Below are 26,815 nucleotides of genomic sequence, written 5' to 3' on the forward strand. Positions count from 1 at the left end.
AAAGCCGCCCCGAAGGGCGGCGTTTGCTTATGGTCTGCGCAGTTACTGCTTGAGCAGGGTGTCGTCAGTCACCTTGACCGCCGCACCGCCACTCATAAAGAAGCTGGCGAACTGGGTCTGGCTCTCGGTGGTGACCGCGCCAGTCGGATCAAAGTTCTCGTCAGGGGCCAGCAGCGAGCTATGGCCCCCTTTCAGGAAGCGCGCAGCATGGTGACCCGCCGGGAGCACGCCGGAACCCTTCAGCTCTTGCAAACCCAGTACCCGGAACAGCGGCTCGGTACCACCCAAAGGCGCGGAGGCGATGCTGTTGGGGATCACCTGATCCGGTAAGCTGAGCGCCCCATCACCAACAATTTCGGTGGCGAACAGCGGGAAGCTCTTGGCGACGCCACTGCCCAGATTGATCGGGTCCGCAGAGTCCAGCACTGACTGGGCGGCAAAGGTATAGCTCTGCAAGGTGCTCGCAGCCCCCGCCTGAGTAGCCGCATCCAGACTGGGCAGGAACTCGTTCACGAAACAGGTCGGCACCGCCGTCTGGCAACCGGGAGCATAAGCCTCAAACCCGGCCTTCAACTCAGGACTGCCCGAGGTGAGCACGCTCATCTTGATGGTCGGCCCGAAGCTCGGCGAGTTGAGCAGCAGCGGGGCGATGCCGCCACCCGGCATCGCAAGACCGCCGGTATCGAACTTGAACAGGGCATCAGCCTGAGCACTGCCGGTGGTCTGGTTGGCGACAGCCAGCAGATTGGCCCCGGTAATGGCACCGAGTGAGTGACCGAGGAAATGCACCTTTAGACCAGCACCACCCAATTGGCCACCCAGCCCCTTGGCATTGGCCAGACCGACAGCCAGGCGAAGGCCAAGCAGATCGGCCACGCTCTGTTTCAGGTTGTCCCGCGCCACCGTCAGATAACCCAAATTCAGATAGGGAGTCGGGTTCTCGGAGGTGGTGACGGTATCCATGCTGCCGCTCAGGGCATAGCCACGCTCACCGTGCAGCGGGTGATCGATCACCACCACAGCAACCACCTTGTTCACTGATGGGTCTAACCCGGCACCTATCTGGCTCAGCGCCAGCGCATAGGCGTTCTCCTTGATGGAGGTGACCCCGTGCTGATAGATGATCACATCGGTGACAGTGCTGAGGTCAGTGGTGGGGGCAAAGATCCGCAGCGGTACAGATTGTACTTCGGTCAGGGTCGGCAGCGGGTTGAAACGACCGATATTGCGCTCGGCATCCAGCGGCTTGCCACCCGAGGTGAGGGTCACCCCGATCAGCTTGCTCGCCTCCCTCAGCAGATCGGCCTGACGGCTCGGATCGGCGATCAGCTCACCCAGCAGTACTGGGTCCACACCCGCCCCGACCAGCCCACCGATCACCTCGGTATCACCCGCTTTCAACGCATTGGCGATGGCATAGAGGCTGGGAATGGCGCCATGCCAAGATTGGGTCTTGGCCTTGTCCCAGGAGCCGGCTATCGCCGGGGTTGAGAGGAAGTAAGGGAGTTTGACGGTGCCGGTATAAACCTTGGTTACCGCTGCGACTCCATTTAGGGTGCCATTAGCCGCCACAGCGGCAGCAATCGCATCACGATCTTTCTGCGGCAAGAATGGCTCGTTCGCCAGCTGGGTCAGAAAATCCACCCCGCCATTGAGCGCATCAATCGTATAGGTCCCCGGCAGGCTGGTGTTGCCTTTGGCGTCCTGCTTCCACAACGATGCGGCATCCAGGGTCGGGCTCTGCAACACGGTGGCCGCAGCTCCCTTCACAGCCAGCAGCACATCGGCGCCAGATTGGGTGGCAAACCAGTCGGAGAAAATTACCCGATCGCCGGTAATCCCGGTAGCGGCCTTGAACAACGCTTCCTGCAGCACAATCAGGCTGCTGATGGTCTGCTCCTGCGCGGTTGCACCAGCCGTCGATTTGAAGTTGCTGTAATCACCGCCGGCCTTGAGCGGCGTACCACGACTGTCCTTGAGGGAGTCGGTCGCCACGATCATGTAGTAGGAAGAGGGATTGAGCGGCTTGAGCGGAACCAGATTGAGTTTGCCGCCACCATCACTCACCACAAAGTCAGTGCCATAGGTCAGAGGCTTATTGTTCTTCACTCCAACGGGTCGCTGAGTCACCGGATCCAGTACCAGCTCCAGCAGGTAGAGGGGCGCAACGGCAGAGACATACTCGCTGGCCGCCGGGGCCGGCACAGAGACACCGGTCACGGTCGCCGGTACCAGCTGGACGGGTTGGGTGGTTGACCAGCCATCAAGGGTGGAGAGGGCAGATACCGGGTTCGACAGATCAGCAGTTTCTGTCGAAAACTTCAGGGTACCATCGCTGGCGCGGGGGGCCAGCACACTCGGGCGAAGTCCATTGGCTCCACTCAGGGCATAGTCCAGGGAGCTGGTAGTATCTCCCTTGTTGTCATCTCCACCACATCCGCTCAGCAGAGCGCTGACAACAGCTGCATAAATTAGCTTCTTCTTCATTTTTTATTCTCTTTTTATAGGGTTGTTATCCATCACCAGCCAACGAGGCCATCACGACCGCGACTGCAAGACGTTAACATAAAACCAACAACCAACGAGACTCATGTTGGTCATCTTCTGCTCAGGTTTGTGGAGAGAATCAAGGTTTTACGTCAACAAAGGGGCGCAAGGGTAACAACAGTGAGTGATTAACCAGACCCGACCAGCCAGCGGGCACCATCACGACTAAAAAGCCGCCGCGATCTCGGCAAAGTGAGGGAATTGTCGGTAGAATGTCCGCCAACGCTTAAGGAGGACATCATGATCGACCCGAAGAAACTGGAAGAGATCGCCAAGCAGGTGCACAACTCCCTGCCACCCGGCATTCGCAGCATGGGTGAAGAGGCCGAGAAGAAGATGCGTCAGGTACTGCAAGCGCAGCTGGGCAAGCTGGATCTGGTCAGCCGTGAAGAGTTCGACGTGCAGACCAAGGTGCTGCTGCGTACCCGGGAAAAACTGGCCGCCCTCGAAAGCAAGCTGGCTCAGCTCGAGCAGCAGCTCGGCGCCAAAGGCGAATAACGAAAACCCCAGCTCAGCTGGGGTTTTTGCTTTGTATTGAACCTGTAAAAAGCATCACACCTGAAGCAGATACCAGGCCCGCTTGCCGCGCGCCTTGGCCTCGTACATGGCCCGGTCGGCCACCTCCAATGCCTGTCGGAAGCTCAATGGTTGCTCCTCCCACAGGGCGATGCCGATACTCAGCCCCACCCGCTGCGGGCAACCGGGTTTGGGCACGTAACCATGCATCCGGCAGATCAGGGCATCGGCCAGATGAGCCAGAGCATGGTTTGATACATCACGATGCAGATAAACCACAAACTCGTCACCGCCGTAACGGCCGCACAGGGCAGAACCCGGCATAATGAGACGCAACCACTCCGCCATCTGCTGCAGTACCTGATCACCACAAGCGTGGCCCAACTGGTCATTGATCCCCTTGAAGTCATCCAGATCGATAAAGAGCAGTGCCCCCGTCCCTTGTGGCGGCTGTAGAGCGAACGCCTTGCCAAATCCCTGCCGGTTGAGCAGGCCGGTGAGCGCATCGCAGTTGGCACGCTCTGCCAGCCGCTGCTCATAAGCCTTGCGCTGGGTGATATCGATATGGGAGCCCATGATCCGCAATGGCCTGCCCTCATCATCCCACTCCACGACGCGACCACGATCCCACAGCCAGGTGATCTCCCCGCCCGGGCTGATGGTGCGGTATTCAGCTTCGTAGAAGGGCGTTTTCCTCTCAAGGTGGGCAAAGTAGCTGCCCATGGCATGGGCGCGATCGTCGGGATGGAGCTTGGCGCTCCACTGATCGAAATGAGGGGCCATGTCACCGGCCTGAAAGTTCTGCAGATTGAAGACCCGCAGCTCACCGGTGGGAATGGTGCCCTGCCAGAGGCAAATGCCGGTGCCATCGAGGGCGGCATTGAGCTTCTCCTGCAACAGACCATTGTCATGCTTTAGCGCGGCGATATCAGCCTGCAAACGGGCAAACGCATCACCACCGGAGGAGGGTTCCGGCATGGCGGCCAGCTCAGTCGCGCAGGGTGCCTCCCGATCATACCCGGGCTGCCCCCTTGCCTCTTTGCTTAACACTGCGCCTCCTTGTGCTTGCTCTATGGATACTCTTGTCAATCCAAACAAAGATGCCACCAGCCAAGCCAGATTAGTAGCCATTCATAGCCAATATATTGAAAAATAATGGGATAACGCCGCGATAATCCAACCATTCGGTACGATCAGGTACTGCGGCAGCCACAAAAACAAAAGCCCCCGGCAAAACCGGGGGCTGCGTCATCCAAGCGGGGATCCCGTCAGATAAATTCGTAGGCGTCACCGAAGATGCGCTCCGGCTCGGCGCCGAGGATCTTGAACTCCTCACGCGCGGCCCCCGCCATCTCGAAGCGACCGGCGACATAGATGTCGTAGTCGTGGAGGCTGACGAAGTCATCCATGATCGCCTTGTGCACCAGTCCGCTCTTGCCGGTCCAGTCAGCATCCGGCTCCTGCACCACCGGGATAAAGGTGAGCGGCGCATAGTCACGCTCCCACTGCTGCATCTGCTCCAGTTCGTAGAGCCAGTGAGCCTGACGCACCCCCCAGTAGAAGAACACCGGGCGCTTGCTGCCTGTGTCGATCAGATATTCCAGAATGGAGCGGGCGTAAGAGAAGCCGGTGCCGCCCGCCATCAGGATCAGCGGACGGGGAGACTCATCGCGCAGGAACGCCTTGCCAGCCGGCAATTCGACCTCGATCTCCCCCTGCTCGCGCATGCGGGCCAGCACCTGACCGGCATAGGCGTTCTCGGGAGTGGCACCAATTTGCAGCTCCAGCACGCCCGGGCGGGTCGGCGAGTTGGCGATGGAGAAGGGGCGCTTGTCCGAATCGCTCATCACCACCAGCAGATACTGGCCCGGCTTGAAGCTGATCGCTTGCTGCGGCGTCAGAGCCACATGCCAGATGGTGTCGACATATTCGCGCAGTTCCTCTACGCGGCATTTGATACGTTGCATTCTTGTCCTTGTGGCGGGCTCGCTCGGCCCGCTTCGCTCATTGTTTCACTATGGAGTGACGACCAGCAGCCCTGGCCCCGTCAGTCGAGAATACTCAAATCAATGCGGATCGCATCACTTTTTGCAGCAAAGCTGTCATGTTTGCCTCATCCGAGGATATTGAGCTCATCCCAGATGGCATCGACCTTCTGCTTCACCGCCTCATCCTGAACTATGGGCTGACCCCACTCCCGATTGGTCTCGCCCGGCCACTTGTTGGTGGCATCCAGCCCCATTTTGGAGCCGAGGCCGGAGACCGGCGAGGCGAAGTCCAGATAGTCGATCGGCGTATGCTCGATCAAGGTGGTGTCCCGTGCCGGGTCCATCCGGGTGGTGATGGCCCAGATCACATCCTTCCAGTCGCGGGCGTTGACGTCATCGTCACACACCACCACGAACTTGGTGTACATAAACTGGCGCAGGAAGGACCAGACTCCCAGCATCACCCTCTTAGCGTGGCCCGGGTAACGCTTCTTGATGGTCACCACCGCCATCCGGTAGGAGCACCCCTCCGGCGGCAGATAGAAGTCCACAATCTCGGGGAACTGCTTCTGCAGCAGCGGCACGAACACCTCGTTCAGCGCCAGACCCAGTACCGCCGGTTCATCGGGCGGACGGCCGGTGTAGGTGCTGTGATAGATGGCATCGCGCCGCTTGGTGATGTGGGTGATGGTAAAGACCGGGAACTCGTCCACCTCGTTGTAGTAACCGGTGTGGTCGCCATAGGGCCCTTCCGGCGCCATCTCACCCGGCTCCAGATAGCCTTCCAGCACGATCTCGGCGCTGGCGGGCACCTCCAGATCGCAGCTGATGGCCTTGATCACCTCGGTACGGCTGCCGCGCAGCAGACCGGCAAAGGCATATTCGGAGAGAGTATCCGGCACCGGCGTCACCGCGCCGAGAATGGTCGCCGGATCGGCACCGAGTGCCACCACCACCGGGAATCGCTCGCCCGGGTGGGCCTCCTGCCACTCGCGAAAATCGATGGCACCGCCACGATGATCCAGCCAGCGCATGATCAGCTTGTTTTTGGCGATCTTCTGCTGGCGATAGATGCCGAGGTTCTGGCGCTTCTTGTAGGGGCCGCGGGTGATGGTGAGGCCCCAGGTGACCAGCGGCGCCACATCGCCGGGCCAGCAGTGCTGGATCGGGATCTGGTCGAGACCGACCGCATCTCCCTCCTGCACCACCTGCTGGCAGGGGGCGGAAGAGAGGCGCTTGGTCGGCATGTTGAGCACCTGCTTGAAGATCGGCAGCTTCTCCATCAGCTCCTTGAATCCCTTGGGCGGCTCGGGCTCCTTGAGATAGGAGAGCCAGACCCCGACCTGACGCAGAGCGCCCACATCGGGCTGCCCCATGCCCATGGCAACCCGATCCGGGGTGCCGAACAAATTGGTCAGCACCGGCATGGTGTAGCCTTTGGGATTTTCGAACAGCAGAGCCGGGCCACCCGCACGCAGGGTGCGATCGCTGATCTCGGTCATCTCCAGATAGGGGTCTATCTCGCGGGTGATGCGCTTGAGTTGTCCGTTTTGTTCCAGCTGCGCGATGAAATCACGCAAATCCTTGTATTTCATGCAAGTTCCCAACCGGGTTCAGGAGGTCACGCATTATAACCCTGGCTGCCCATCGGGTGTACCCGAATCAGGCAGCAGACTCGGTGCTGCGGGGGGGAGATCACGCTGGCCGAGGCGTCTGGCAAGGCCGGAGAGCAACTGGGGTTCATCCACCTCCATCAATAGACCGGCCACCAGCGCCCCGTATTGGCGGTTGGAGAGCTCGGCCAGCAGGTATTTCTGGGCTTGTGGCGGCAAAGGAGAGAGGGCGCTCAGCTGGCGCAGGGCCGGCTCTCTCAAACCGGGATTGCCGCTGGCGGCAATCAGCAGGGAGCTGGCCGTATTGCCATGATGGAAGCGGTTGATGGTGGCGAGTGCGCGCAGCGCATCCTGATCTGCCGGCCGCCGCCACAACATGCCATAGAGCGCCGGTTCACCTGTGCGCAGCAGCAGATGGAGCAACAGCTGATTGTCGGGCAGATAGATATTCCGGCTGGCCAGCGCTTGCGCCTCCCGCATCCAGATCGATTGCGGCAAGGCGTCGAGGGCCAGCAACAGAGCTTGCTGCTGCATGGCAATATCGGGGTTACTGCTGTAGTAGATGGACTTTAGCTGGAAGTTGCCCTGGGCAAGTTGCTGCTGATAACGCTGCACCAATGAGTGCAGTTGCCATTCGCCCAGCAACTGACGGGCCTGCGCGGCAAAATCGTAGACAGGTTGCTGCACCAGAAAACCGTCTACCTGCTGCTCCTGCAGCCACTCTGGAGCCTTGTCGGCCTGTGCCTCGACCCAGCGTTGCAACGCGGGGGACGCAGGAGCGGTAACCGGAATATCCCGCAGCAGCTGCAACAGCAGGAACTCCCGCTGCTCGCGGCTCAGGGTCGCCAGCAGAGAGTCGATGGCGGCAAATTGTCCTTGCTGCAGACGGCTCGCCAGATAGTGCCGATGCGTCTGCAGCGTCTCGGCTGTCACCGTAGCCGGAGCACTCTGCGCACAGACTGGCATTGCACTCAGCAATCCCAGCAATAACCAGACAACAGGCTTCATGACGTCTCCATCCATGCGACATCGGGATCTCATACTACTAGGGCAACCGGAAAACAGATAAACAAAAACCGCGACCAGGGCCGCGGTTTCGTCATTTTCTGACCGGACTTACTTCTGCTGGCGCCGCATGGCGTCGAAGAACTCGTCGTTGGTCTTGGTCATCGCCAGCTTGTCGATGAGGAATTCGATACCGTCGATCTCGCCCATCGGGTGGACAATCTTGCGCAGGATCCACATCTTCTGCAGCTCGTCACCTGAGGTGAGCAGCTCTTCCTTACGGGTGCCTGAGCGGGTGATGTCGATGGCCGGGTAAACGCGCTTCTCGGCAATCTTGCGCGAGAGGTGCAGTTCCATGTTGCCGGTACCTTTGAACTCTTCGTAGATAACCTCGTCCATCTTGGAACCGGTATCGATCAGCGCGGTGGCGATGATGGTCAGGCTGCCGCCCTCTTCCACATTACGCGCGGCGCCGAAGAAGCGCTTCGGACGGTGCAGGGCGTTGGCATCCACACCACCGGTCAGTACCTTGCCGGATGACGGGATGACGGTGTTGTAGGCGCGGGCCAGACGGGTGATGGAGTCCAGCAGGATCACCACATCTTTCTTGTGCTCGACCAGACGCTTGGCCTTCTCGATCACCATCTCGGCAACCTGAACGTGACGGGAAGCAGGTTCGTCAAAGGTGGAAGCGATCACTTCACCTTTCACCATACGCTGCATCTCGGTCACCTCTTCCGGACGCTCGTCGATCAGCAGAACGATCAGTTCACAGTCCGGGTGGTTGTAGGCGATGCTCTGGGCGATGTTCTGCAGCAGCATGGTCTTACCGGCCTTGGGCGGCGCCACGATCAGGCCACGCTGGCCTTTACCGATGGGGGAAGCCAGGTCCAGTACACGGGCGGTGATATCTTCGGTAGAGCCATTACCCCGTTCCATACGCAGACGTTCGTTGGCATGCAGGGGGGTAAGGTTTTCAAACAGGATCTTGTTGCGGGAGTTTTCCGGACGGTCGTAATTGACCTCATTGACCTTGAGCAGTGCGAAGTAGCGTTCGCCCTCTTTCGGTGGCCGGATCTTGCCGGAGATGGTATCGCCGGTACGCAGGTTGAAACGGCGGATCTGGCTCGGGGAGACGTAGATATCGTCAGGGCCTGCCAGATAGGAGCCGTCTGCACTGCGCAGAAAGCCGAAACCATCGGTCAGGATTTCCAGCACACCGTCGCCAAAGATATCCTCGCCACCCTTGGCGTGCGCCTTGAGGATGGCAAAAATGATGTCTTTCTTGTGCGCCCGAGCCAGATTTTCCAACCCCATGGATTCGCCAAGCTTGACCAGCTCGGACACAGGAGTGTTCTTTAATTCAGTCAGATTCATAGTGGTGAAAGTCTGTAAGCAAGGATTGAAATGAGGAGACAGTCTGCTGGATTGATGCTGATCGGATTTGATTGCCAGGCTGTGGTTAGCAAAGAGTCAGGCAAAAAGGTTAGCAAACGAGCGATAAACTAGCACCAATCGGGATGAGCGTCTAGGTGATAAAACAGAAGGAGCGCATTATTGCAATGCGCTCCTCTTTAATTATTACAGGTTGCCGTCCAGGAACTCTTTCAGCTGAGTCTTGGACAGTGCACCGACCTTGGTCGCTGCCACTTCGCCATTCTTGAACAGCAAGAGGGTCGGGATACCACGAATGCCGTACTTCGGCGGAGTATCAGAGTTATGGTCGATGTTCAGTTTGGCTACGGTCACGCGACCTTCGTACTCTTGGGCAACTTCTTCCAGGATCGGGGCAATCATCTTGCACGGACCACACCACTCGGCCCAGAAGTCGACCAGAACGGCGCCATCGGCTTTGATTACATCTGCCTCGAAGCTGGCATCGCTCAGCTGAACAATCTTGTCACTCATCTCCAACTCCAGTCAGTAATTAAGGCTTTATTGACATATCAACAAAGGCAATAGTTGCCCTATTTGAAATGATCCTGTTTATTATTGCAAGCCTAACCTGATAACCTACCGCCATGAGCAAAACACACTTAACGACCGACAAATTCGCCCAAATGGGCCTCGAACCCGAAGTTCTGGCTGGTCTGGAATCAAAGGGATTTCACTATTGCACCCCCATCCAGGCACTCTCCCTGCCACTGCTGGTAGAGGGCCATGACCTCGCCGGTCAGGCCCAGACAGGAACCGGCAAGACCATTGCCTTCCTGGCCGCGACATTCAACTATTTGCTGACTCACCCGCTGACCAAGCCCCGTCTGGTTAACCAACCCAGAGCCATCATCATGGCACCCACCCGGGAACTGGCAGTACAGATCTATAACGATGCCGACAGCATCGCCGCTTCTACCGGCCTGAAACTCGGCCTCGCCTACGGCGGCGAAGGTTACGACAAGCAGCTGGCCGTGCTGGAGCAGGGCGTCGACATCCTGATCGGCACCACAGGCCGCATCATCGACTACTTCAAGTCCAAGGTCATCGATCTGAGCAACATTCAGGTCGTGGTACTGGACGAAGCAGATCGCATGTTCGATCTGGGCTTCATCAAGGACATCCGCTTCCTGTTCCGCCGCATGCCGCCCGCGACCGAGCGTCTGAGCATGCTGTTCTCCGCCACCCTCTCCCTGCGTGTGCAGGAGTTGGCATACGAACACATGAACCACCCGGAACATGTGCAGGTCGAGCCGGAGCAGATGACCGGCGTGCGGATCAAGGAGGAGCTGTTCTACCCCTCCAATGAAGACAAGATGTTGCTGCTGCTCTCCCTGATGGAAGAGGAGTGGCCGGAAAAAGCCATCGTCTTCGCCAACACCAAGCATGTCTGTGAAGACGTCCATGCCTGGCTGGAGAATGACGGCCACCGCGTCGGTCTGCTGACCGGTGATGTGCCGCAGAAGAAACGGATGAAGATCCTCGAGGATTTCACCAAGGGTGCGCTCGATATTCTGGTCGCCACCGACGTGGCCGCCCGTGGTCTGCACATCCCTGACGTGACCCACGTCTTCAACTATGACCTGCCCGACGACGCTGAAGACTATGTACACCGCATCGGTCGTACCGGTCGTGCCGGCAAGAGCGGTCACTCAATCAGCCTGGCCTGTGAAGACTATGCCTTCAACCTGCCGGCCATCGAGGAGTACATCCACCACGCAATTCCGGTCAGCAAATATGATCGCGAAGCGCTGCTGGATGACGTGACCCCGCCGAAACGGGTGTTCCGCAACCGTCAGCCGGTGAACCGCAACATGCGGGATCGTCAGGGCGGTGGCAACAGCAACAACCGTCGTCGTCCGCCGCGCAAGAGCTAAGGACAGGCCCGTTGCACAACTCGCCTCTCTATGCCGCCATCGACCTCGGCTCCAACAGCTTTCATATGCTGGTGGTGCGCGAGGTCGCCGGTGCCCTGCGCACCGTCGCCAAGGTAAAGCGCAAGGTTCGCCTCGCAGCAGGGCTTGATCCGGAATTTCGTCTCAGCCGTGCCGCCATGGAGCGGGGCTGGGACTGTTTGCGTCTCTTCTCCGAACAATTGCAGGACATTCCGGCCGACAATATCCGGGTGGTGGGCACCGCCACCCTGCGGCTGGCCACCAACGTCGACGAGTTCCTCAGCGAAGCGGAACGGGTGCTCAACCACAGCATCGAGATCATCTCGGGCGAGGAAGAGGCCAAGACCATCTATGAAGGGGTCTCCTGGACCTCTGCCGGGGAAGGCAACCGGCTGGTGATCGACATCGGCGGCGCCAGTACCGAACTGGTGATCGGCGAACATAGCGAAGCAAAACTGCTCAACAGCCTGCACATGGGCTGCGTCACCTGGCTCAACAATCACTTCGGTGATGGCGAGCTCTCCGAAGCCCGTTTCGAGCAGGCGATTGCCGCCGCCAAGACGGTGCTGGAGAAGGTGGCGGAAGATTACCGCGCCCTCGGCTGGCGCACCTGCGTCGGCGCCTCCGGCACGGTACAGGCGCTGCAAGAGATCATGCTGGCGCAAGGGAAGAGCGAGCGGGTCACCCTGCCGAAGTTGCAGGAGCTGATGGGTCAGGCCATCGCCTGCGGCAAGCTCGACCGGCTGCAACTGGAAGGGCTGGCGGCCGAACGGCTGACCGTGTTCCCCTCCGGCCTTGCCATCCTGATCGCCATCTTCGAAACCCTCGATATCGAGAGCATGACGCTGGCGGGTGGCGCCCTGCGCGAAGGACTGATCTACGGTCTGCTTGGCAACAATCACGACTGTGATGCCCGGGATCGCACCGCCGACAGCCTGATCAGCCGCTATCAGCTGGATAAAGAGCACGCCGAACGGGTGCGCGATACCGCCGTCGAGGCGTTCAACCAGCTGCAACCGGCCTGGCGACTCTCCAAACGCTACGGTCGCCCGATTTTGCGTTATGCCGCCCTGCTGCATGAGATCGGCCTCTGTATCGAATACAAGAAGGCGCCGCAACACGCCGCCTACATCATCGACAACATCGACATGCCGGGCTTTACTCCCGCGCAAAAGAAGCTGTTGTCGGCCCTGCTGTTCAACCAGCGGGACGAATTCAAGCTGGAACCACTGGAGAAACAGGGTGCCGTCACCGGTCGTCAGGCGATCCGGCTGGCCCGTATCCTGCGCATCGCGCTGATCCTCTGCATGCGCCGTACCCAGGGCACAGTGCCCAGCTTCACCCTGCAGGCAGAAGAGGAGTCACTGACCCTGACCCTGCCCAAGGGGTGGCTGGACGAGCACTACCTGCGCGCCAGCGAGCTGCGCCTCGAGGTAGAGCGCCAGCAGAAGATGGGCTGGCCCACCCGCCTGCTGGAAGCCTGATTGGGCCACGCCCAATCAGTGCCCCGGCGTTCCGAAAATCTCTTTCGCTGCCAACACTGGTGCTACTCAGGCCTGCACCTTGATGTTATTGGGCTGACGGGCAGATCCCGCCCTTGCGTCTGGGCCCAGCCTCCCCTTCATGACCAACGTTCGACTAGAGTTGGGGTGTCTTCATAACCAACCGGAATGGACGCCATGAAATCCTTGACTCTGATCGGACTGACCACCCTGCTCACCGCCTGCGGCGGTGGTGGCGACAGCAATAGCCAACCACAACCAGCCCAGCTCTCGCTGGCCTTCTCCGACGCCCCGGTGGATGCGGTCAGCAAGGTCTGCATCGCCGTCGCCAACATCAGCATCCACCCCGTCGCCGGCAACGAACAGATCTGGACCACCGCCAGTTTTCTCACCTCGGCCCAGGACGATGGCTGCACCCCGAGCGGCGAGACGATACCGCTCGACAGTGCAGACCGGCCGCAGTTCACCTACATCGACCTGCTGAGTTATCAAGGATCCGCCAGTCGCCCCCTGCTGTCCGGTCAGAGCGTGATGCCCGGTGACTACAGCCAGATGAGGTTGCGGATACTGGATGGACGGGAGGTCAGCAACCAATTTCTGAATGGCACCCCCTACTCCTACGTCAAACGGGATGATGGGGGGATCAAGCCGCTGGAAGTGCCAAGCAGCGAGCTCAAGCTGGATGCCTTCACCATCGCAGCAAACGGCCTCAGCGCCTTCACCACCGAGTTCGACCTGCGCCAGGCCATGGTGCTGCCCGGCCACGAGCAGTACTACAAGCTCAAGCCCAGAGGGGTGCGGCTGGTGAATAACACCCAGGTCACCATCGTCAGGGGCACGGTAGCAGCTGGCTTGTGTGGCGGCCTGCTGACCGACAAGGCTTTCGTCTACTTCTACCAACCCAGAAGTGACGACAACTACCCCGACATGGCGGACAGCGACAACGGTTTCTATGCCAGCGCGCCCGTGTTGCCGCAAAGCGGTGGCGGCTTTGGTTACGAGTTGGGATTTGTTAATCTCGGTAGCTACGATCTGGCGCTGGTCTGCAATGGCCACGAGGACGATCCGGCGCTGGCTGGCGACCCGCTGCAACTGGAACAGGTGCAGAAAGCCCAGGCGGTGGTGGCGCCCGCCACCATCATCAATTTCCAGTAACCGGCGACAAGAGGGCAACCCGCACATGAACACCTACCAACCCATCAGTTGCGATCTCTACGACTGGCTGGAGATCGCCGCCAGCTGGCAGTTGCCAGTCACCCTCACCGACCGGGATGGCCGCCAGTGGGCGGACAAGATCCGCACCATCGAGGCCAGAGAAGGGATCGAGTACCTGCTGCTGCACAGTGGCGAACGGCTCAGTCTGGCGGAGCTGGTCACCATGGTGCTCAGCTGGCAGGGGGAGGAAAAACTGATCCGCTTTACCCCGCCGGCCCCAGCCGACGGCCAATAGATGGCAAGAGGGCCAACCCCATCGGGTTGGCCCTCTTCTTTTACCCCTCGCGTGCGGCGTTATCCCGCCAGCGCCGCCATCACATAGACGTCAAAGCGGTTGCTCTTGGTCTCGATAGCCATGCTGGGTTTGTGCTCATTGAGCCAGCCAGCATAGTCCGGTCGCTTCACCACTACCCGCTTTTGTGCCATCTTCAGCGCCGCCGGCAGCAGGGCATCGGCATCAAGATCCGGTCCCACCAGCGACTGGAATACCCGCATCTCTTTTTTCACCAACGCCGACTTCTGCTTGTGAGGGAACATGGGGTCGAGGTAGATCACCTCGGGCCGCTCCGGCAGCGCCAGCAGATTGTCCACGGCAGGCCCGTGCAGCAGTTGCATCCGCTCGCGCACCCAGGGGCCAATCTCGGGATCTTGCGCCGCCCGTGCCAGCCCGTCCTGCAACAGAGCTGCCACCACAGGGCTGCGCTCGATCAGGGTCACCTTGCAACCGAGGGACGCGAGCACGAAGGCATCGCGCCCCAGACCGGCAGTGGCATCCACCACGGTCGGTGTGGCACCGGCCTTGAGCCCCACTGCCTTGGCGATGGACTGGCCACGACCTCCACCAAATTTGCGGCGATGCGCCACCGTCCCCGCCACGAAATCCACATAGACGGCACCCAGCTTGGGTTCATCCAGCTTGCGCAACTCCAGCCGCTCCGGAGTAAACACCAGAGCAAACAGGGGAAGGTCGATTTGGCCAAGCTGGCTGGCCAGCGCGTCTGCCTGCGCGGCCTTGGCGGGGTCTTCGAGGAGGATTTGCATGGTCTCTGGATGCGTTCTAAGTTCAGTGAAGCGAGTGTACCACAACCCCCTCATATCCCGGAGAATCCCATGCAGCTGCTGATAGCCCTGTTGCTTGCCGCCCAGAGCAGCACCAGTCTCAAGGTATGCGGTGTAGACTGGCCTCCCTTCTCCTACGCCGAACAAGGCAAACTGATGGAAGGGATATCAGTGGAGATCCATCAGGAAGCAACCAGACGCCTCGATATGACCCTCACCCTGCTCGAACTGCCCTGGGGACGCTGCGAACAGTATGTCAGCACCCAGCTGGCGGATGGCATTCTCGACAATGCCCCCCTGCCCGGCTGCTACCACTCTGACCTTGCCACAGCCTTCTACCCGCTGGCCGCCTATGTGCGTACCGACAGTCCGTTACAGACCTTCTCGTGGGAGATGGCCAAGGGGCTGAAAGTAGGGATGGTCAGGGGCTATGACTATACCGACAAGATCAGGAACTTCACCGGATGGGACCCCATCAAGGCCCATTCAGACAAGCAGTTGCTGCTGTTGCTAGAGAAGAGCCGGGTTGACCTCATCATCCTCGACTACTTCTCGGCCCCCATCCTCTCCAGGGAGCAGGACGTAAAGATCCGCCCCCTCACCCCCTTTATCGACTCGACACCGCTCTACCTCTGTTTTGGCAAGCAGAAAGCAGACCTGTTGCCTGCCTACAACAAGGCATTGCAACAGATGCTGGACGAGGGAGTCCTGGATCGCATCTACCTGCGCTATCTCGGCGAGGATTACCGGACACTGCAAGCAAAGCAGGAACAGATGACATCGAAGGAGTAAGCACACCTAACTGATCTGCAGAAACATCCCCTTGTCATTGAGCTGCAGATATTCGGTGAGATCGTCATAGGCCAGCGGGCGGCTGAGCAGATAACCCTGGGTGAAGGCACATCCCTTCTGGCAGAGGAAATTGAGCTGCTCGCGGGTCTCTACCCCCTCAATCACCACCTGCATACCGAGGTTGTGCACTATGTTGATGATGCCGTCCAGCAGCATCCGATCCTGCTCGTTGAAGGGGATATGGCGCACAAAAGAGCGGTCGATCTTGACCAGATCCACTGGGAAAGAGCGCAGATAGTTGAGGGCAGAGTAGCCGGTACCGAAATCATCGATAGCCAGCTTGCAACCCGCCTCGCGCAGGGCATCGATCCGTACCCGGTGCTGATCACTGCTCTCCATCAGCAGAGATTCGGTGATTTCGATGACGATGTCGGCAGGATCGAGCCCGAAGTGCTGGATCACCTTGAGCCACTCGCTCGCCTCAGGGTCGATAGTCTGGAACTCCATGGTGGAGCGGTTAATCGACATCTGCAGATCAGGGAAGCCGGACTGCTGCAACCGCGCCAGATCCCGGCATGATTGCCACAACACCAGCGCACCCAGCCCCTGAATCAACCCCGCCTCTTCCGCCAGCGGGATAAACTCGGCTGGCGATACCTGTCCCCACTGGGGGTGATACCAGCGCACCAGCGCCTCAAGCTTGGCGACCCGACCGCTGCGGTTGTCCCAGATCGGCTGGTAGGCCATGGTTAACTGCTCCAGCTTGATCGCCTCCGCCAGATCCTGTTGCATCTGGTGGCGCTGACGCACCTCTTCCCGCATTGAGGAGCAGTAGGTACCGATCAACCGCCCCTGCCGCTTGGCGGCAAACAACGCTTGTTCGGCGTTTCGCAGCAGCTCGTCACTCTCGCTACCATCGACGGGGCAGAGGGTCATCCCCACGGTTGCCGTAACATAGAGATGCTGGTTGGCCAGCATAAAGGGACGGGTAAAGCTACCGATAACCTGCTTGGCAAACACCTCGGCCTGACGACGGGTGACGATGCCTGGCACCAGAAAGGCGAACTCGTCACCACCGATGCGGGCCACCAGGTCCTCGGTGCGCACCCGGCTCACCAGCCGGTCCGACACCTCCCGCAACAGGGCGTCACCGGCATGGTGATCCATGCTGTTGTTGACCGCCTTGAAGTTGTTGAGGTCGAGCACCATCAGGGCGAAGCGCTCGCCCCGCTCGCAGAAGCGGCTGAGACAGCGACTGAACAGCCAGCGGTTGGGCAGGCTGGTGAGGTTGTCATAGTTGGCCTGTGTGGCGATCTTCTGCTCGGCCAGTTTGGTTTGGGAGAGGTCGCTGAAGATAGCGATGTACTGGCTGATCCTGCCCCCTTCCCGCAGGGTGCTAATCATCAACTGCTGTGGATAGAGCTTGCCATTCTTGCGCTTGTTCCACACCTCACCACGCCATACCCCCACCCGCTCCAGCGCATGGTACATGTCGGCATAGAAGGTCTGATCGTGCAGCCCCGACTTGAGCAGGCTGGGGCGCTGGCCTCGCACCTCGTCACTGCTGTAGCCGGTGATCTGCTCGAAGGCCGGATTGACCGAGATGATGCGGCTATCGGCATCACAGACCAGGATCGCCTCGGAGAGATTGTCATAGACACGGTGAGAGAGTTTGAGCTGCTCCGCATGGCGCTTGAGAGGATCGATATTCTCCAGCAAAACCATCAGGTAGTCAGGTTGCTGCTGCTCGTCACGGATCAGGGTGACGGTTACCCGGCCCCACAGGATCTGACCCCCCTTGCAGAAGTAGCGCTTCTCCCGGGTAAAACTGCTGCGCTCACCACGGCGGATCTCTTCGTAGCAGACGAGGCTGCCCTGCCAATCCTCAGGATGGTTGATGTCGGAGATGGATCGCTGTAGCAACTCGTCGAGGGGATAGCCAAGCATCTGCTCGATGGCCGGGTTGGCCCAGAGGATACGGCCAGCCAGATCCAGTTTGCCGATCCCCACCGGAGCCTGGAACAGCATGCTCTGCAATGCATGGGACGGTTCAGGCATAGGGGGGGGCAGCTGTCGTTGCAGCATCAGCGCCAGCTCACGACCCGCCAACGGAGCCAGCAACCGAAGCAGCCCCATCACCTTGCCCATATTGGCCTGTGGCTGACGGTAAAGCAGAGCGCAGATACCTATGGTCTCGCCATCTGCATTCCTGAGGGCGATCCCGGCATAAGCCTGAGGTTGCCATTCCTGCGCAAGGGGAACGTTGGCAAAGAGCTGGAGCAGACGATCGCTAAACCAGGCTTCCCCCTCCTGCCAGGTAATGGCATCGGGAGAGTCAGTCAGTGGCAGCGTCAGGGTATCGGTGTCAAGAGAGGAGGGATAAGCGGTCTGAACCGTCAGGTGGGTAGCATTTGATTCCCTGCTGGCGATCAGGACGACATCAGCCATCACAGCAGCGGCGATTTCACTCACAAAGGTATCGAAATATCCCTGACCGCTCGAGTGAGCCAGACTGGAGATGATTTGACAGACGGAATCGAGTGCTCGCCTCATGGCAAGTGGCTTTCTCTCCTTGAAGGTTAGAACACGACTCTACTGAAGAGCAGTGGACTGTGCAAATATGCAATCAGCAAGATATTAAAAAGCCTTGAAAAAAGGGACCAAAAGGTCCCTTTTTATCGCAGAAATCACGTCTTGATCTCACTATGGCTCAAAAATGTATCTGCTTGAGGCTCTGTGCAGTCGTGGCCATCAGCCTCATGCGGCAATCCCGCTGTGTCGCAGCAGTGCATCCACCTTGGGCTCACGACCACGGAAGGCTCGGAACAGCTCCATCGGCTCCTTCGAGCCCCCCTTCTCCAGAATATTCTTCAGGAAGGATTGGCCGGTGGCCGGGTTGAAGATCCCCTCCTCCTCGAAGCGGGAGAAGGCATCGGCAGAGAGCACCTCGGCCCACTTGTAGCTGTAGTAGCCCGCCGCATAGCCGCCCGCGAAGATGTGGGAGAAGCTGTGCTGGAAGCGGTTAAACGCTGGCGGCGTCATCACGGCCACCTGGCTGCGAACCTCGTCCAGCAGCGCCGGGATTTGTGCCGAATTAGCCGGGTCAAACTCCTGATGGAGGCGGAAGTCGAACAGGGCGAACTCCAGCTGACGCAGCATCTGCATCGCCGCCTGGAAGTTGCGGGCGGTCAGCATCTTCTCCAGCAGATCGGCAGGCAGCGGCTCGCCGGTCTCGTAGTGGCCGGAGATAAAGGCCAGCGCCTCGGACTCCCAGCACCAGTTCTCGAGGAACTGACTCGGCAGCTCCACTGCATCCCAGGCCACGCCGTTGATACCGGCGACACCGGCAACGTCGATACGGGTCAGCATGTGGTGAATGCCGTGGCCAAACTCATGGAACAGGGTGACCACTTCGTTGTGGGTGAACAGCGCCGGTTTGCCATCCACCGGACCATTGAAGTTGCAGGTCAGGTAGGCCACCGGCTTTTGCAGCGAGCCATCCTGACGGTAGCGACGACCCAGACAGACATCCATCCAGGCCCCGCCCTGCTTGTGCTCGCGGGCGTAGAGGTCGAGATAGAAGCTGCCGCGCAGCTCGTCGTCGGCATCGAAGATGTCGTAGAAGCGCACGTCCGGGTGCCAGGTGTCGATGCCGAGGCGCTCGCGCACCTTCATGCCGAACACCCGCTTCACCACTTCGAACAACCCTTTCACCACCTTGTTGGCGGGGAAATAGGGGCGCAGTTGCTCATCGGAGATGGAAAACTTGTGCTGCTTGAGCTTCTCGGCGTAGTAGGCGAGATCCCAGGCTGCCAGCTCGCTCTGACCGTGCTGTTCGGCGGCGAAGGTGCGGATCTCCTCCAGCTCAGCCTTGCCTTGCGGCAGGGATTTGGCCGCCAGATCGGTGAGAAAGCTCACCACCTGTTCGGTCTTGTCCGCCATCTTGGTGGCCAGGGAGAGCTCGGCATAGTTGGCAAAGCCCAGCAACTGAGCCAGTTCGCGGCGCAGGGTGAGCAGCTCGCTCATGATGGCGGAGTTGTCCCACTTGCCCGCATTGGGGCCCTGATCGGAGGCGCGGGTGGTGAAGGCCTCATACATCTCGGCGCGCAGCTCGCGGTTGTCGGCATACATCATCACCGGCAGGTAAGAAGGGATATCCAGGGTGAACAGCCACCCCTCTTTGCCTTTAAGTTCAGCCATCTGACGGGCAGCGGCGCGCACGCTGTCGGGCAGACCGGCCAATTCGGCTTCATCGGCCACCAGCTTGTGCCAGCCCTGGGTGGCATCCAGCACGTTGTTGCTGAAACGGGAGGCCAGCTCGGAGAGGCGGGCCTGAATCTCGCCGTAACGCTGCTGCGCCTCGGCAGGCAGACCGATGCCGGAGAGGCGGAAGTCACGCAGGGTATTCTGGATCTCCTTGCGCTGGGCGCCGCTCAGCAGCGGGAAATCATCGCTCTGGGAGAGGGCCAGATAGGCCTGATAGAGCCCTTCATGCTGACCGACATAGGTCTGGAATTCGGAGAGCAACGGCAGGCAGGCGTCATGGGCCTCGCGCAGCGCTTCGCTGTTGAGTACGGAGTTGAGGTGGCTGACCGGTGACCAGATCCGTGACAGGCGGTCATTTACCTCTTCCAGCGGGGCAATCAGGCTATCCCAGGTATGGGGATCACGCTGGGCCAGCACATCGCTGATCTTCTGCTTGCAATCAGCAATCGCCTGAATCACGGCAGGCTGCACCTGCTCCGGCTTGATCTGGCTGAAAGGGGGCAGCGAATCCATTGTCAGCAAAGGGTTATTCATCCCGGTTACCTCTTGTTTGGTCTTGAACAGACCGCTTTAGCAGCTCTGTATGGCTTTCTAACATGTGGCCAAGCCACGCAATAATCAAGCGGGAATCCGCCGCAACCCTGTACTTTTCCAGCCATTGCGACCCGGATCTCTGCCGTTGCTGCAGTTTTGCCATCAACAGCCAGTAACAGGATGAATCTGTGGGCCTTTTTTGGCTCTTATCGCTACTTTCAAGGGGCAAAAAGCCGCCATTTACCGGCGCCACAGCTGCCAGCCAAGTACCGTCATGCTCAATCATGGAAACGGATAAAATGTGGGGGCGTGTAACAAATTATCAATATTTTTCAGTTAATTAGAATCAAAACCAACTATTGATTAATTTATTTTCAAGCATCTATCATAGGCAACCTGCCATGCAGGTCACTTGATTCTCTGTGCTGCACAGAAATCGGGTGAAAAAGGCAAAGTGACCCGAAAGGGCGCGACGCAAAGCCACCGGTCTAAGGGAAAACACCTATGACAGCGGGGCTGCCCCCGGGGACGTCCGATCACAATCGACGCCCCATTTGCACCGTACGGAGAGACGATGAACAAACTCAAATTATCCCTGCTTGGCTGCCTGCTCGGCATGGGCGCCCCCATGGCATATGCCGCCAGTGCCGGTCAGGCGATGGTCAACCCCCAGTCCGGCGTAGTAGTCGGCTATTGGCACAACTGGTGTGACGGCTCGGGCTACAAGGGCGGTATCGCCCCCTGCGTCAAGCTCGATCAGGTCAACCCGCAATACAACGTGGTCGATGTCTCCTTCATGAAGGTCTATGGCAGCGATCCCATCCCCACCTTCAAGCTCGACCCGGCCATCGGCATGAGCGAAAGCCAGTTTATCGAGCAGATTGCCGAGCTGAACCGTCAGGGCCGTGCCGTGCTGCTGGCGCTGGGCGGTGCCGATGCACACATCGAGCTGCGCAAGGGTCAGGAGCAGGCCTTTGCCGACGAGATCATCCGTCTGGTGGAGACCTATGGCTTCGACGGACTGGATATCGACCTGGAACAGGCCGCCATCACTGCCGCCGACAACCAGACCGTGATCCCGGCGGCCCTGCGGCTGGTCAAGGATCACTACCGCGCCCAGGGGAAAAACTTCCTCATCACCATGGCGCCGGAGTTCCCCTATCTGACCCAGACTGGCGCCTACATCCCCTATATCCGCAATCTGGAAGGGTTCTACGACTGGATCAACCCTCAGTTCTACAACCAGGGTGGCGACGGTATCTACATCGATGGGATCGGCTGGATTGCCCAGAACAACGATGCCCTGAAAGAAGAGTTCATCTACTACATGGCGGATTCGCTGAGCAACGGTACCCGCGGCTTCTACAAGATCCCCCATGACAAGCTGGTGTTCGGTATTCCGACCAACATTGACGCCGCCGCCACCGGCTATGTGCAGGATCCGCAGAAGCTCTACAACGCCTTCAACCGCCTGAAGAGCGAGGGGCAACCGCTGCGTGGCGTGATGACCTGGTCCATCAACTGGGACATGGGCCGCAACGCCGCCGGTCAGTCCTACAACGAATCCTTCATCAAGAGCTACGGCCCCTTCATCCACGATCAGGAGATCACGCCCCCGGTCGACAACGGCAAGCCGGTGTTCAGCGGCCTGAGCGATACCCGCATCAAGCAGGGTACCGCCTTTGATCCGCTGGCAGGTGTCAGCGCCAACGACAAGGAAGATGGCGACCTGACTGGCCAGATCCAGGTGGAAGGCTCGGTAGACAGCCAGCGCATCGGCCTCTACCCCCTCACCTACAAGGTGAGCGATCGCGACAACAACGTCACCGAGCAGGTACGTACCATCGAGGTCTACAGCATGAAGCCGGTGTTCAGCGGTGTCACCGACACCACGCTGGAACTGGGTACCGCTTTCGATCCGATGACAGGCGTCAGCGCCCATGATGAAGAAGATGGCGACCTGACCGCCCAAATCAAGGTCAGCGGCAACGTCGACAGCAGCAAGGTCGGCCGCTACACCCTCACCTATCAGGTGAGCGACAGCGCCGGTCAGCAGGTAACCCAGCAGCGCAACGTGACCGTCAGGGAGCAGGGCGCCGTCTGTGAAAACAGCTGGGATGCCAAGAAGGTCTATGTGGGCGGCGACATCGTCAGCCACAACGGCAAGAACTGGCTGGCTGGCTGGTGGACCCAGAACGAAGAGCCGGGTACCACGGGTGACTGGGGCGTCTGGCGCGTACAGGGCGACAGCGACTGCGGCGGCACAACGCCACCCGTCGAAGGCAGCAGCGACTTCACCGTCAGCGCCATGGCGAGCGAGTACACCATAGTCAACGGTCAGGTCAGCATCCGCTTCAACCTGACCACCGCCAACCCGGTACAGATCACCGCGACTCTGGAGCAGAGCAGCCACAGCCACGGTACCACCAGCAGCCAGGTGAACGGCACCAGCACCTTGGTACTGCAGGGCAGCAATGTGACCGATGGCAGCTACGAAGTAGTCATCACCGGTCTGGCAGATGGCCAGCAGCCGGTGGTACAGCGCTTCCCGGTTGCGCTGACCGAAGAGAGCAACGGCGGTAGCGAAGGTGACTACCCGGCCTACGCCCCCAACACCGGCTATCAGGCCGGTGATCGGGTCAGCAATGCCGGTGGCAACTACGAGTGCAAACCCTGGCCCTACAGCGGCTGGTGTGGCGGCTCGACCAGCCACTATGCACCGGGTACCGGCTCTGCCTGGAGCGATGCCTGGATCAAACTCTGACCTTGCCCCAACCACTAACGGAGGCCGACAGGCCCCCGCCCATATCCTGCCCGTCAGCCACGCTGCCGATGGGCAGGATGCACTGACCCGGACGGGTTAGCCCCTCTCTTTTACATGCTTGCCAAGCACCAAAAAACGTCCAACAACAACCAAGATAAGGAAATCACCATGCCAAGAACCACCAAGCTTGCCACCCTGCTCGGACTGCTGCTGTCGGCCCATGTCGTGGCCGATGAGCGCGAACAAGCCTATTTCAAACAAACCTATCAGGAGCACTACGAGCAGATGACGGCGCGTCTCGCCGCGCTGCATCAGAGTGCGGCTGACGAGCAGAACGTGATCATCAAGGATGGCAAGCGCCACCTTGCCATCAACGGCCTGCTCTACCCGCTGACAGCGGATAACCACATCCTGTTCGATCTGCCCAAACCCCACTTTTTCGACGAAACAGCCATTCGTAACGTCTTTGATTTCTTCGATGAGGAGTGGGAGCTGACCTGGTACGACGGTGGGGTCGTTGCGGTCAACAAACGCTTTGGCAACTATGACTACGGCAACGGCTGTCTGCTGGAGTACTTCCCCCACGGCCAGATCCAGAATGGCGAACGCACCCGGGTGGTGATGGAGACCAGCTCCTGCAGCGTCAACTCGTTTGCCACCTCGTTGCAATATCTGGACAAAGGCGAGGAGCTGACGGCCGATCAGCTGGGGCTGGACGCCAGCCTGATCACGGCGGTCGAGCGCTATCAGGATCGGCTCTATGTCAGCCAGAACGGCAATCCGGGCCATGTGGCCATTATCGATATCCCGAGCCGCCAGCAGATTGGCGAGATCCGCGGCACCGCAACCGACAGTGCCACGGCCTACAACCAGGTCAGCGAACTGTTTGTCCGCAACAACCTGCTCTACGTGGTCTCGCGCTACTCGCACCGGGTCGATATCTTCGATCTGGCCGATGAACATCGCCATGTCACCACCCTGGGAACCGGTCGAGATTCCGGCAGCAACAGCCTGCACCGCGCCCAGGCCGTCTTTGCCAATCAGGATTACGTACTGGTGGCCGATGCGCTGAGCGAGATCAAGGTCTACCGCCAGCAGGATGTGACGCCGGAGAACAGCCTCCAGACCCCCATCGCCGGTCGGCTCGCCTTTGAAGGAAAATACAGCCACCGTCTGGTGCAACTCCATCAGGTGGGTGACTATCTCCTGGCCCACACCGCCGGCAAAAACTACTACATCTATGACCTGCGCAAACTGGCTGATGCCATCGCCAGCAACATCCCGCTGGCGCCTGAGCAGGTGATCGCCGACAGCAATCTGCAAAAAATCGACATGGATGGCGATCGGCTGGTGGTGAACTTCAAGGACCGCATCGAGTGGCATGATGCCGATACCCTGATCGCCAACGACTTTCAGTTCAAGCACCCGACCTTTACTGTCCGGGAGATCAACCAGCAGCCCGTGGCGGCGCTGAAAGATCTCCAGCTGGCGGGCTCGGCGCTTGTCACCGCCAACGAGCGTGGCCTGGGTTTCAACCAGCTGCTGAGCAAGGAGATCAGCTTCACGGCCGACGAGCAGTTGCCGGCTCGCCCGCTGATCTTCGATCAGCTGATGCCGGCCGCAGTCAGCTACATACTGCGCAATGACGAACCCTACGAGGTGCTGATCGATCGCGCCCAGCGTTCGGTCAACATCAATTCGCTGGTCAAGACCGAGCTGCTTGATAACGACACGGTGCGCATCACCAACTATGCAGCCAGAGAGCTGCATGACATCAATATCGAGTCACGCCTGAACGGTATCAACAAGTGGCTGATCCTGGGCCAGCTCGATCGCCTGCCCGCCTATGCCCAAATCACCCTGCCACTGAGCGCCTTTGGCGAACAGGGACGCTTCAACAGCGCCAGCCGCGATGGTGTGTTTGATCTCAACAAGCTGCTCGACAACAGCATCAATCTGCCTGCCCAGTTCGAGCATAGGTTCAGCTCCAACTCGGATCCGTTTGCCCAGAAGCTGGCACGCCTCAAGCCAAGCTGGAACGTGCGCTTCGCCACCAACACCAGCGGCTCCTGGCGCCCCATCAATGCCCTCTACGCTCGCGAATGGCTGATCATCGCCACCAACCTGGCCTACATGGTCTCGACCGAGGAGTTCAAACACGTCTGGTACAACTTCAAGGCGGTGAACGGCTACGAGATGTTCGGCAATGGCGGCAACAGCTATGTGCCGAACGGGATCTTTACGGCAGCCGATTATGACTACTACTACCACAGCCTGATGAAGCGCCCCTACCTCAACCTGGGGATCACCGCCATGGGGGGCGGGCTGGGGAGTGGTGGCATCACCGGGGTCGATACCTTTAACTTTGTCAGCCACTACTACGGCAGCTGGGGCATCATTGCCCACGAATTTGGCCACGGCTTCGATGGGAAGTCCTACAGCCATGAGAGCGCGTTTGCCCGTGGCAGCCACGGCTGGCATCCCCTGATGACGGGTATGGCCAACTACCATATCCGCAAGGGCGACCTGCCCTATCTGGACGATGATCTCAACGGCTTCCACAAGCCGGAAAACGACATCTATCGCTACAACTCGGTCAGCCAGGGGGCTCGCAAGCACCGCGCTGACAGCCACATGTACTATACCGACCACTACTTCATGCAATTCTCCACCATGCCGCAAGGCTGGGTAGCCAACGGCAGCGACTTCAGTGCCGGGCAGCTGGCGGCCCTGAACAATCAGGAGCGACTGCTGATGGGCTGGATCCCCAAGGAGTCGGAGAAAGGCAATCTCTGCCGGTTCACCTTCCAGGATGGCGAACAGTACTACGGGTACGTCGAACAGCGGGCTGATGGTCTGCTCTGTGATGCCGGATCCCTGATCCGTTATCGTCAGCCCGATGGCCAGTTTGTGCCGCTGGTCTCGGCCATCAACCAGTTTGACTGGCTGTCACTCCACCACAAGGGCAAGCTGGATCAGCCAGTGCTGCACCAGAATGGTCGCCAGCTCTGCTACAAGAATGTGGCGAGCTTTTACGGTATCGGCTTCGTCAATGACAACAAACAGTGCACCCAGTTGCCCAACGTCTATCAGACCAATGGCAAGCACTGGCTGACCAGCTCCGGCTGGACCGGTCTGACCTACCTGAGCGGAGACTTCATCCTGCCCACGACCGGCAGCAGCAGTGACTTCACCGTCACCGATCTGGCGTCCGAATATCTCATCGTCAACGGCGCGCTCGACTTCAGCCTGACGCTGACCACCGCCAACCCGGTGACCGTCACCGCGACCCTGTTGCAGGGTGGCAATCCGGTCGCCACCGGCAGCGCCCTGATCGATGGTCAGGGTTCCCTGCAGCTGGCACAGTCTGGCCTAGCGGCCGGCAGTTACGAGCTGCTGCTGGCGGGCATGGCAGAGGGGAGCAAACAGGGCTTCGAGCGCCGCTTCACCCTGGCGTTGGTGGAACAGGCACCGGGTGGTGACAGTGACGGTGGTAACGGCAGCTACCCGGCCTATGTTGCGGGCACCGCTTATCAGAGTGGCGAACGGGTCAGCAATGCCGGTGGTGACTACGAGTGCAAACCCTGGCCCTACAGCGGCTGGTGTGGCGGCTCGACCAGCCACTATGCACCGGGTACCGGCAGCCACTGGAGCGATGCCTGGACCAAGCTGTAATCATCCGCTC

At 59.6% G+C, this 26,815-nt stretch carries 18 protein-coding genes and 1 riboswitch; of the genes, 8 read left to right on the forward strand and 10 right to left on the reverse strand.

What is annotated here, in order from left to right:
- Positions 1-42: 42 nt before the first annotated feature.
- Positions 43-2,487 (reverse strand): VolA/Pla-1 family phospholipase, encoded by a 2,445-nt coding sequence (locus G5287_RS18235; RefSeq protein ID WP_421231679.1) that lies wholly within the window; start codon positions 2,485-2,487, stop codon positions 43-45.
- Between the two features lie 300 nt (positions 2,488-2,787).
- Here G5287_RS18235 and ubiK point away from each other — a divergent pair, with 300 nt between their 5' ends.
- A complete protein-coding gene (gene ubiK, locus G5287_RS18240) occupies positions 2,788-3,045 on the forward strand; it encodes a ubiquinone biosynthesis accessory factor UbiK (protein ID WP_005339429.1) in 258 nt (85 codons plus the stop codon).
- A 54-nt stretch (positions 3,046-3,099) separates the two neighbouring features.
- Here the strand turns inward: ubiK and G5287_RS18245 are convergent, their stop codons facing one another.
- The 6 genes from G5287_RS18245 to trxA form a co-directional block, all read right to left on the reverse strand.
- Positions 3,100-4,113, reverse strand: a complete 1,014-nt coding sequence (locus G5287_RS18245) for a GGDEF domain-containing protein (RefSeq protein WP_374996239.1) — start codon at positions 4,111-4,113, stop codon at positions 3,100-3,102.
- Between the two features lie 218 nt (positions 4,114-4,331).
- Positions 4,332-5,030 (reverse strand): NAD(P)H-flavin reductase, encoded by a 699-nt coding sequence (gene fre / locus G5287_RS18250; RefSeq protein WP_042054686.1) that lies wholly within the window; start codon positions 5,028-5,030, stop codon positions 4,332-4,334.
- Positions 5,031-5,176: 146 nt separating this feature from the next.
- Positions 5,177-6,646, reverse strand: a complete 1,470-nt coding sequence (ubiD, locus tag G5287_RS18255) for a 4-hydroxy-3-polyprenylbenzoate decarboxylase (protein WP_421231680.1) — start codon at positions 6,644-6,646, stop codon at positions 5,177-5,179.
- Positions 6,647-6,679: 33 nt separating this feature from the next.
- On the reverse strand, positions 6,680-7,672 hold the full coding sequence (locus G5287_RS18260) for a hypothetical protein (protein ID WP_421207186.1): 993 nt from the start codon (positions 7,670-7,672) through the stop codon (positions 6,680-6,682).
- A gap of 108 nt (positions 7,673-7,780) precedes the next feature.
- On the reverse strand, positions 7,781-9,046 hold the full coding sequence (gene rho / locus G5287_RS18265; protein WP_005339417.1) for a transcription termination factor Rho: 1,266 nt from the start codon (positions 9,044-9,046) through the stop codon (positions 7,781-7,783).
- A gap of 204 nt (positions 9,047-9,250) precedes the next feature.
- Positions 9,251-9,577 carry a thioredoxin TrxA gene (trxA, locus tag G5287_RS18270; RefSeq protein ID WP_005339416.1) on the reverse strand — a complete coding sequence of 109 codons (327 nt, stop codon included), beginning with the start codon at positions 9,575-9,577 and terminating at the stop codon, positions 9,251-9,253.
- A 113-nt stretch (positions 9,578-9,690) separates the two neighbouring features.
- Here trxA and rhlB point away from each other — a divergent pair, with 113 nt between their 5' ends.
- From rhlB to G5287_RS18290, 4 genes are all read left to right on the forward strand, one after another.
- Positions 9,691-10,980, forward strand: a complete 1,290-nt coding sequence (gene rhlB / locus G5287_RS18275) for an ATP-dependent RNA helicase RhlB (protein WP_005339414.1) — start codon at positions 9,691-9,693, stop codon at positions 10,978-10,980.
- A gap of 11 nt (positions 10,981-10,991) precedes the next feature.
- On the forward strand, positions 10,992-12,482 hold the full coding sequence (gene gppA / locus G5287_RS18280; protein ID WP_227341662.1) for a guanosine-5'-triphosphate,3'-diphosphate diphosphatase: 1,491 nt from the start codon (positions 10,992-10,994) through the stop codon (positions 12,480-12,482).
- A 195-nt stretch (positions 12,483-12,677) separates the two neighbouring features.
- A complete protein-coding gene (locus G5287_RS18285; protein WP_266135501.1) occupies positions 12,678-13,655 on the forward strand; it encodes a DUF4382 domain-containing protein in 978 nt (325 codons plus the stop codon).
- A gap of 25 nt (positions 13,656-13,680) precedes the next feature.
- Positions 13,681-13,950 carry a Rho-binding antiterminator gene (locus G5287_RS18290; protein WP_323913210.1) on the forward strand — a complete coding sequence of 90 codons (270 nt, stop codon included), beginning with the start codon at positions 13,681-13,683 and terminating at the stop codon, positions 13,948-13,950.
- Positions 13,951-14,009: 59 nt separating this feature from the next.
- Here G5287_RS18290 and G5287_RS18295 read toward each other — a convergent pair whose 3' ends face one another.
- A complete protein-coding gene (locus tag G5287_RS18295; protein ID WP_421231681.1) occupies positions 14,010-14,756 on the reverse strand; it encodes a class I SAM-dependent methyltransferase in 747 nt (248 codons plus the stop codon).
- A 69-nt stretch (positions 14,757-14,825) separates the two neighbouring features.
- On the opposite strand from G5287_RS18295, the gene G5287_RS18300 reads away from it, so the two are divergent.
- Positions 14,826-15,566, forward strand: coding sequence for a substrate-binding periplasmic protein (locus tag G5287_RS18300; protein ID WP_005342407.1), 741 nt, complete (start codon positions 14,826-14,828; stop codon positions 15,564-15,566).
- A 6-nt stretch (positions 15,567-15,572) separates the two neighbouring features.
- Here G5287_RS18300 and G5287_RS18305 read toward each other — a convergent pair whose 3' ends face one another.
- Positions 15,573-18,119: a putative bifunctional diguanylate cyclase/phosphodiesterase gene (locus tag G5287_RS18305; RefSeq protein ID WP_421231682.1), complete on the reverse strand. Its 2,547-nt coding sequence runs from the start codon at positions 18,117-18,119 to the stop codon at positions 15,573-15,575.
- Positions 18,120-18,323: 204 nt separating this feature from the next.
- A complete protein-coding gene (prlC, locus tag G5287_RS18310; protein WP_236348675.1) occupies positions 18,324-20,366 on the reverse strand; it encodes an oligopeptidase A in 2,043 nt (680 codons plus the stop codon).
- Between the two features lie 438 nt (positions 20,367-20,804).
- A riboswitch (cyclic di-GMP riboswitch) is annotated at positions 20,805-20,890 on the forward strand.
- A 50-nt stretch (positions 20,891-20,940) separates the two neighbouring features.
- Here prlC and G5287_RS18315 point away from each other — a divergent pair.
- Together G5287_RS18315 and G5287_RS18320 are read left to right on the forward strand one after the other, a co-directional pair.
- Positions 20,941-23,130, forward strand: coding sequence for an immunoglobulin-like domain-containing protein (locus G5287_RS18315; protein ID WP_421231683.1), 2,190 nt, complete (start codon positions 20,941-20,943; stop codon positions 23,128-23,130).
- A gap of 168 nt (positions 23,131-23,298) precedes the next feature.
- A complete protein-coding gene (locus G5287_RS18320) occupies positions 23,299-26,805 on the forward strand; it encodes a hypothetical protein (protein ID WP_421231684.1) in 3,507 nt (1,168 codons plus the stop codon).
- Positions 26,806-26,815 lie beyond the last annotated feature (10 nt).

Origin of the sequence: Aeromonas sp. 603079, assembly GCF_049172135.1 — a bacterium.
Taxonomy (GTDB): Bacteria; Pseudomonadota; Gammaproteobacteria; order Enterobacterales; family Aeromonadaceae; genus Aeromonas; species Aeromonas veronii.

Bases quoted from the DNA above. Each gene is read 5' to 3' on its own strand.
- G5287_RS18235 (WP_421231679.1), bottom strand. From the start codon at position 2,487: ATGAAGAAGAAGCTAATTTATGCAGCTGTTGTCAGCGCTCTGCTGAGC.
- ubiK (WP_005339429.1), top strand. From the start codon at position 2,788: ATGATCGACCCGAAGAAACTGGAAGAGATCGCCAAGCAGGTGCACAAC.
- fre (WP_042054686.1), bottom strand. From the start codon at position 5,030: ATGCAACGTATCAAATGCCGCGTAGAGGAACTGCGCGAATATGTCGAC.
- ubiD (WP_421231680.1), bottom strand. From the start codon at position 6,646: ATGAAATACAAGGATTTGCGTGATTTCATCGCGCAGCTGGAACAAAAC.
- G5287_RS18260 (WP_421207186.1), bottom strand. From the start codon at position 7,672: ATGAAGCCTGTTGTCTGGTTATTGCTGGGATTGCTGAGTGCAATGCCA.
- rho (WP_005339417.1), bottom strand. From the start codon at position 9,046: ATGAATCTGACTGAATTAAAGAACACTCCTGTGTCCGAGCTGGTCAAG.
- trxA (WP_005339416.1), bottom strand. From the start codon at position 9,577: ATGAGTGACAAGATTGTTCAGCTGAGCGATGCCAGCTTCGAGGCAGAT.
- rhlB (WP_005339414.1), top strand. From the start codon at position 9,691: ATGAGCAAAACACACTTAACGACCGACAAATTCGCCCAAATGGGCCTC.
- G5287_RS18285 (WP_266135501.1), top strand. From the start codon at position 12,678: ATGAAATCCTTGACTCTGATCGGACTGACCACCCTGCTCACCGCCTGC.
- G5287_RS18290 (WP_323913210.1), top strand. From the start codon at position 13,681: ATGAACACCTACCAACCCATCAGTTGCGATCTCTACGACTGGCTGGAG.
- G5287_RS18295 (WP_421231681.1), bottom strand. From the start codon at position 14,756: ATGCAAATCCTCCTCGAAGACCCCGCCAAGGCCGCGCAGGCAGACGCG.
- G5287_RS18300 (WP_005342407.1), top strand. From the start codon at position 14,826: ATGCAGCTGCTGATAGCCCTGTTGCTTGCCGCCCAGAGCAGCACCAGT.
- G5287_RS18305 (WP_421231682.1), bottom strand. From the start codon at position 18,119: ATGAGGCGAGCACTCGATTCCGTCTGTCAAATCATCTCCAGTCTGGCT.
- prlC (WP_236348675.1), bottom strand. From the start codon at position 20,366: ATGAATAACCCTTTGCTGACAATGGATTCGCTGCCCCCTTTCAGCCAG.
- G5287_RS18315 (WP_421231683.1), top strand. From the start codon at position 20,941: ATGAACAAACTCAAATTATCCCTGCTTGGCTGCCTGCTCGGCATGGGC.
- G5287_RS18320 (WP_421231684.1), top strand. From the start codon at position 23,299: ATGCCAAGAACCACCAAGCTTGCCACCCTGCTCGGACTGCTGCTGTCG.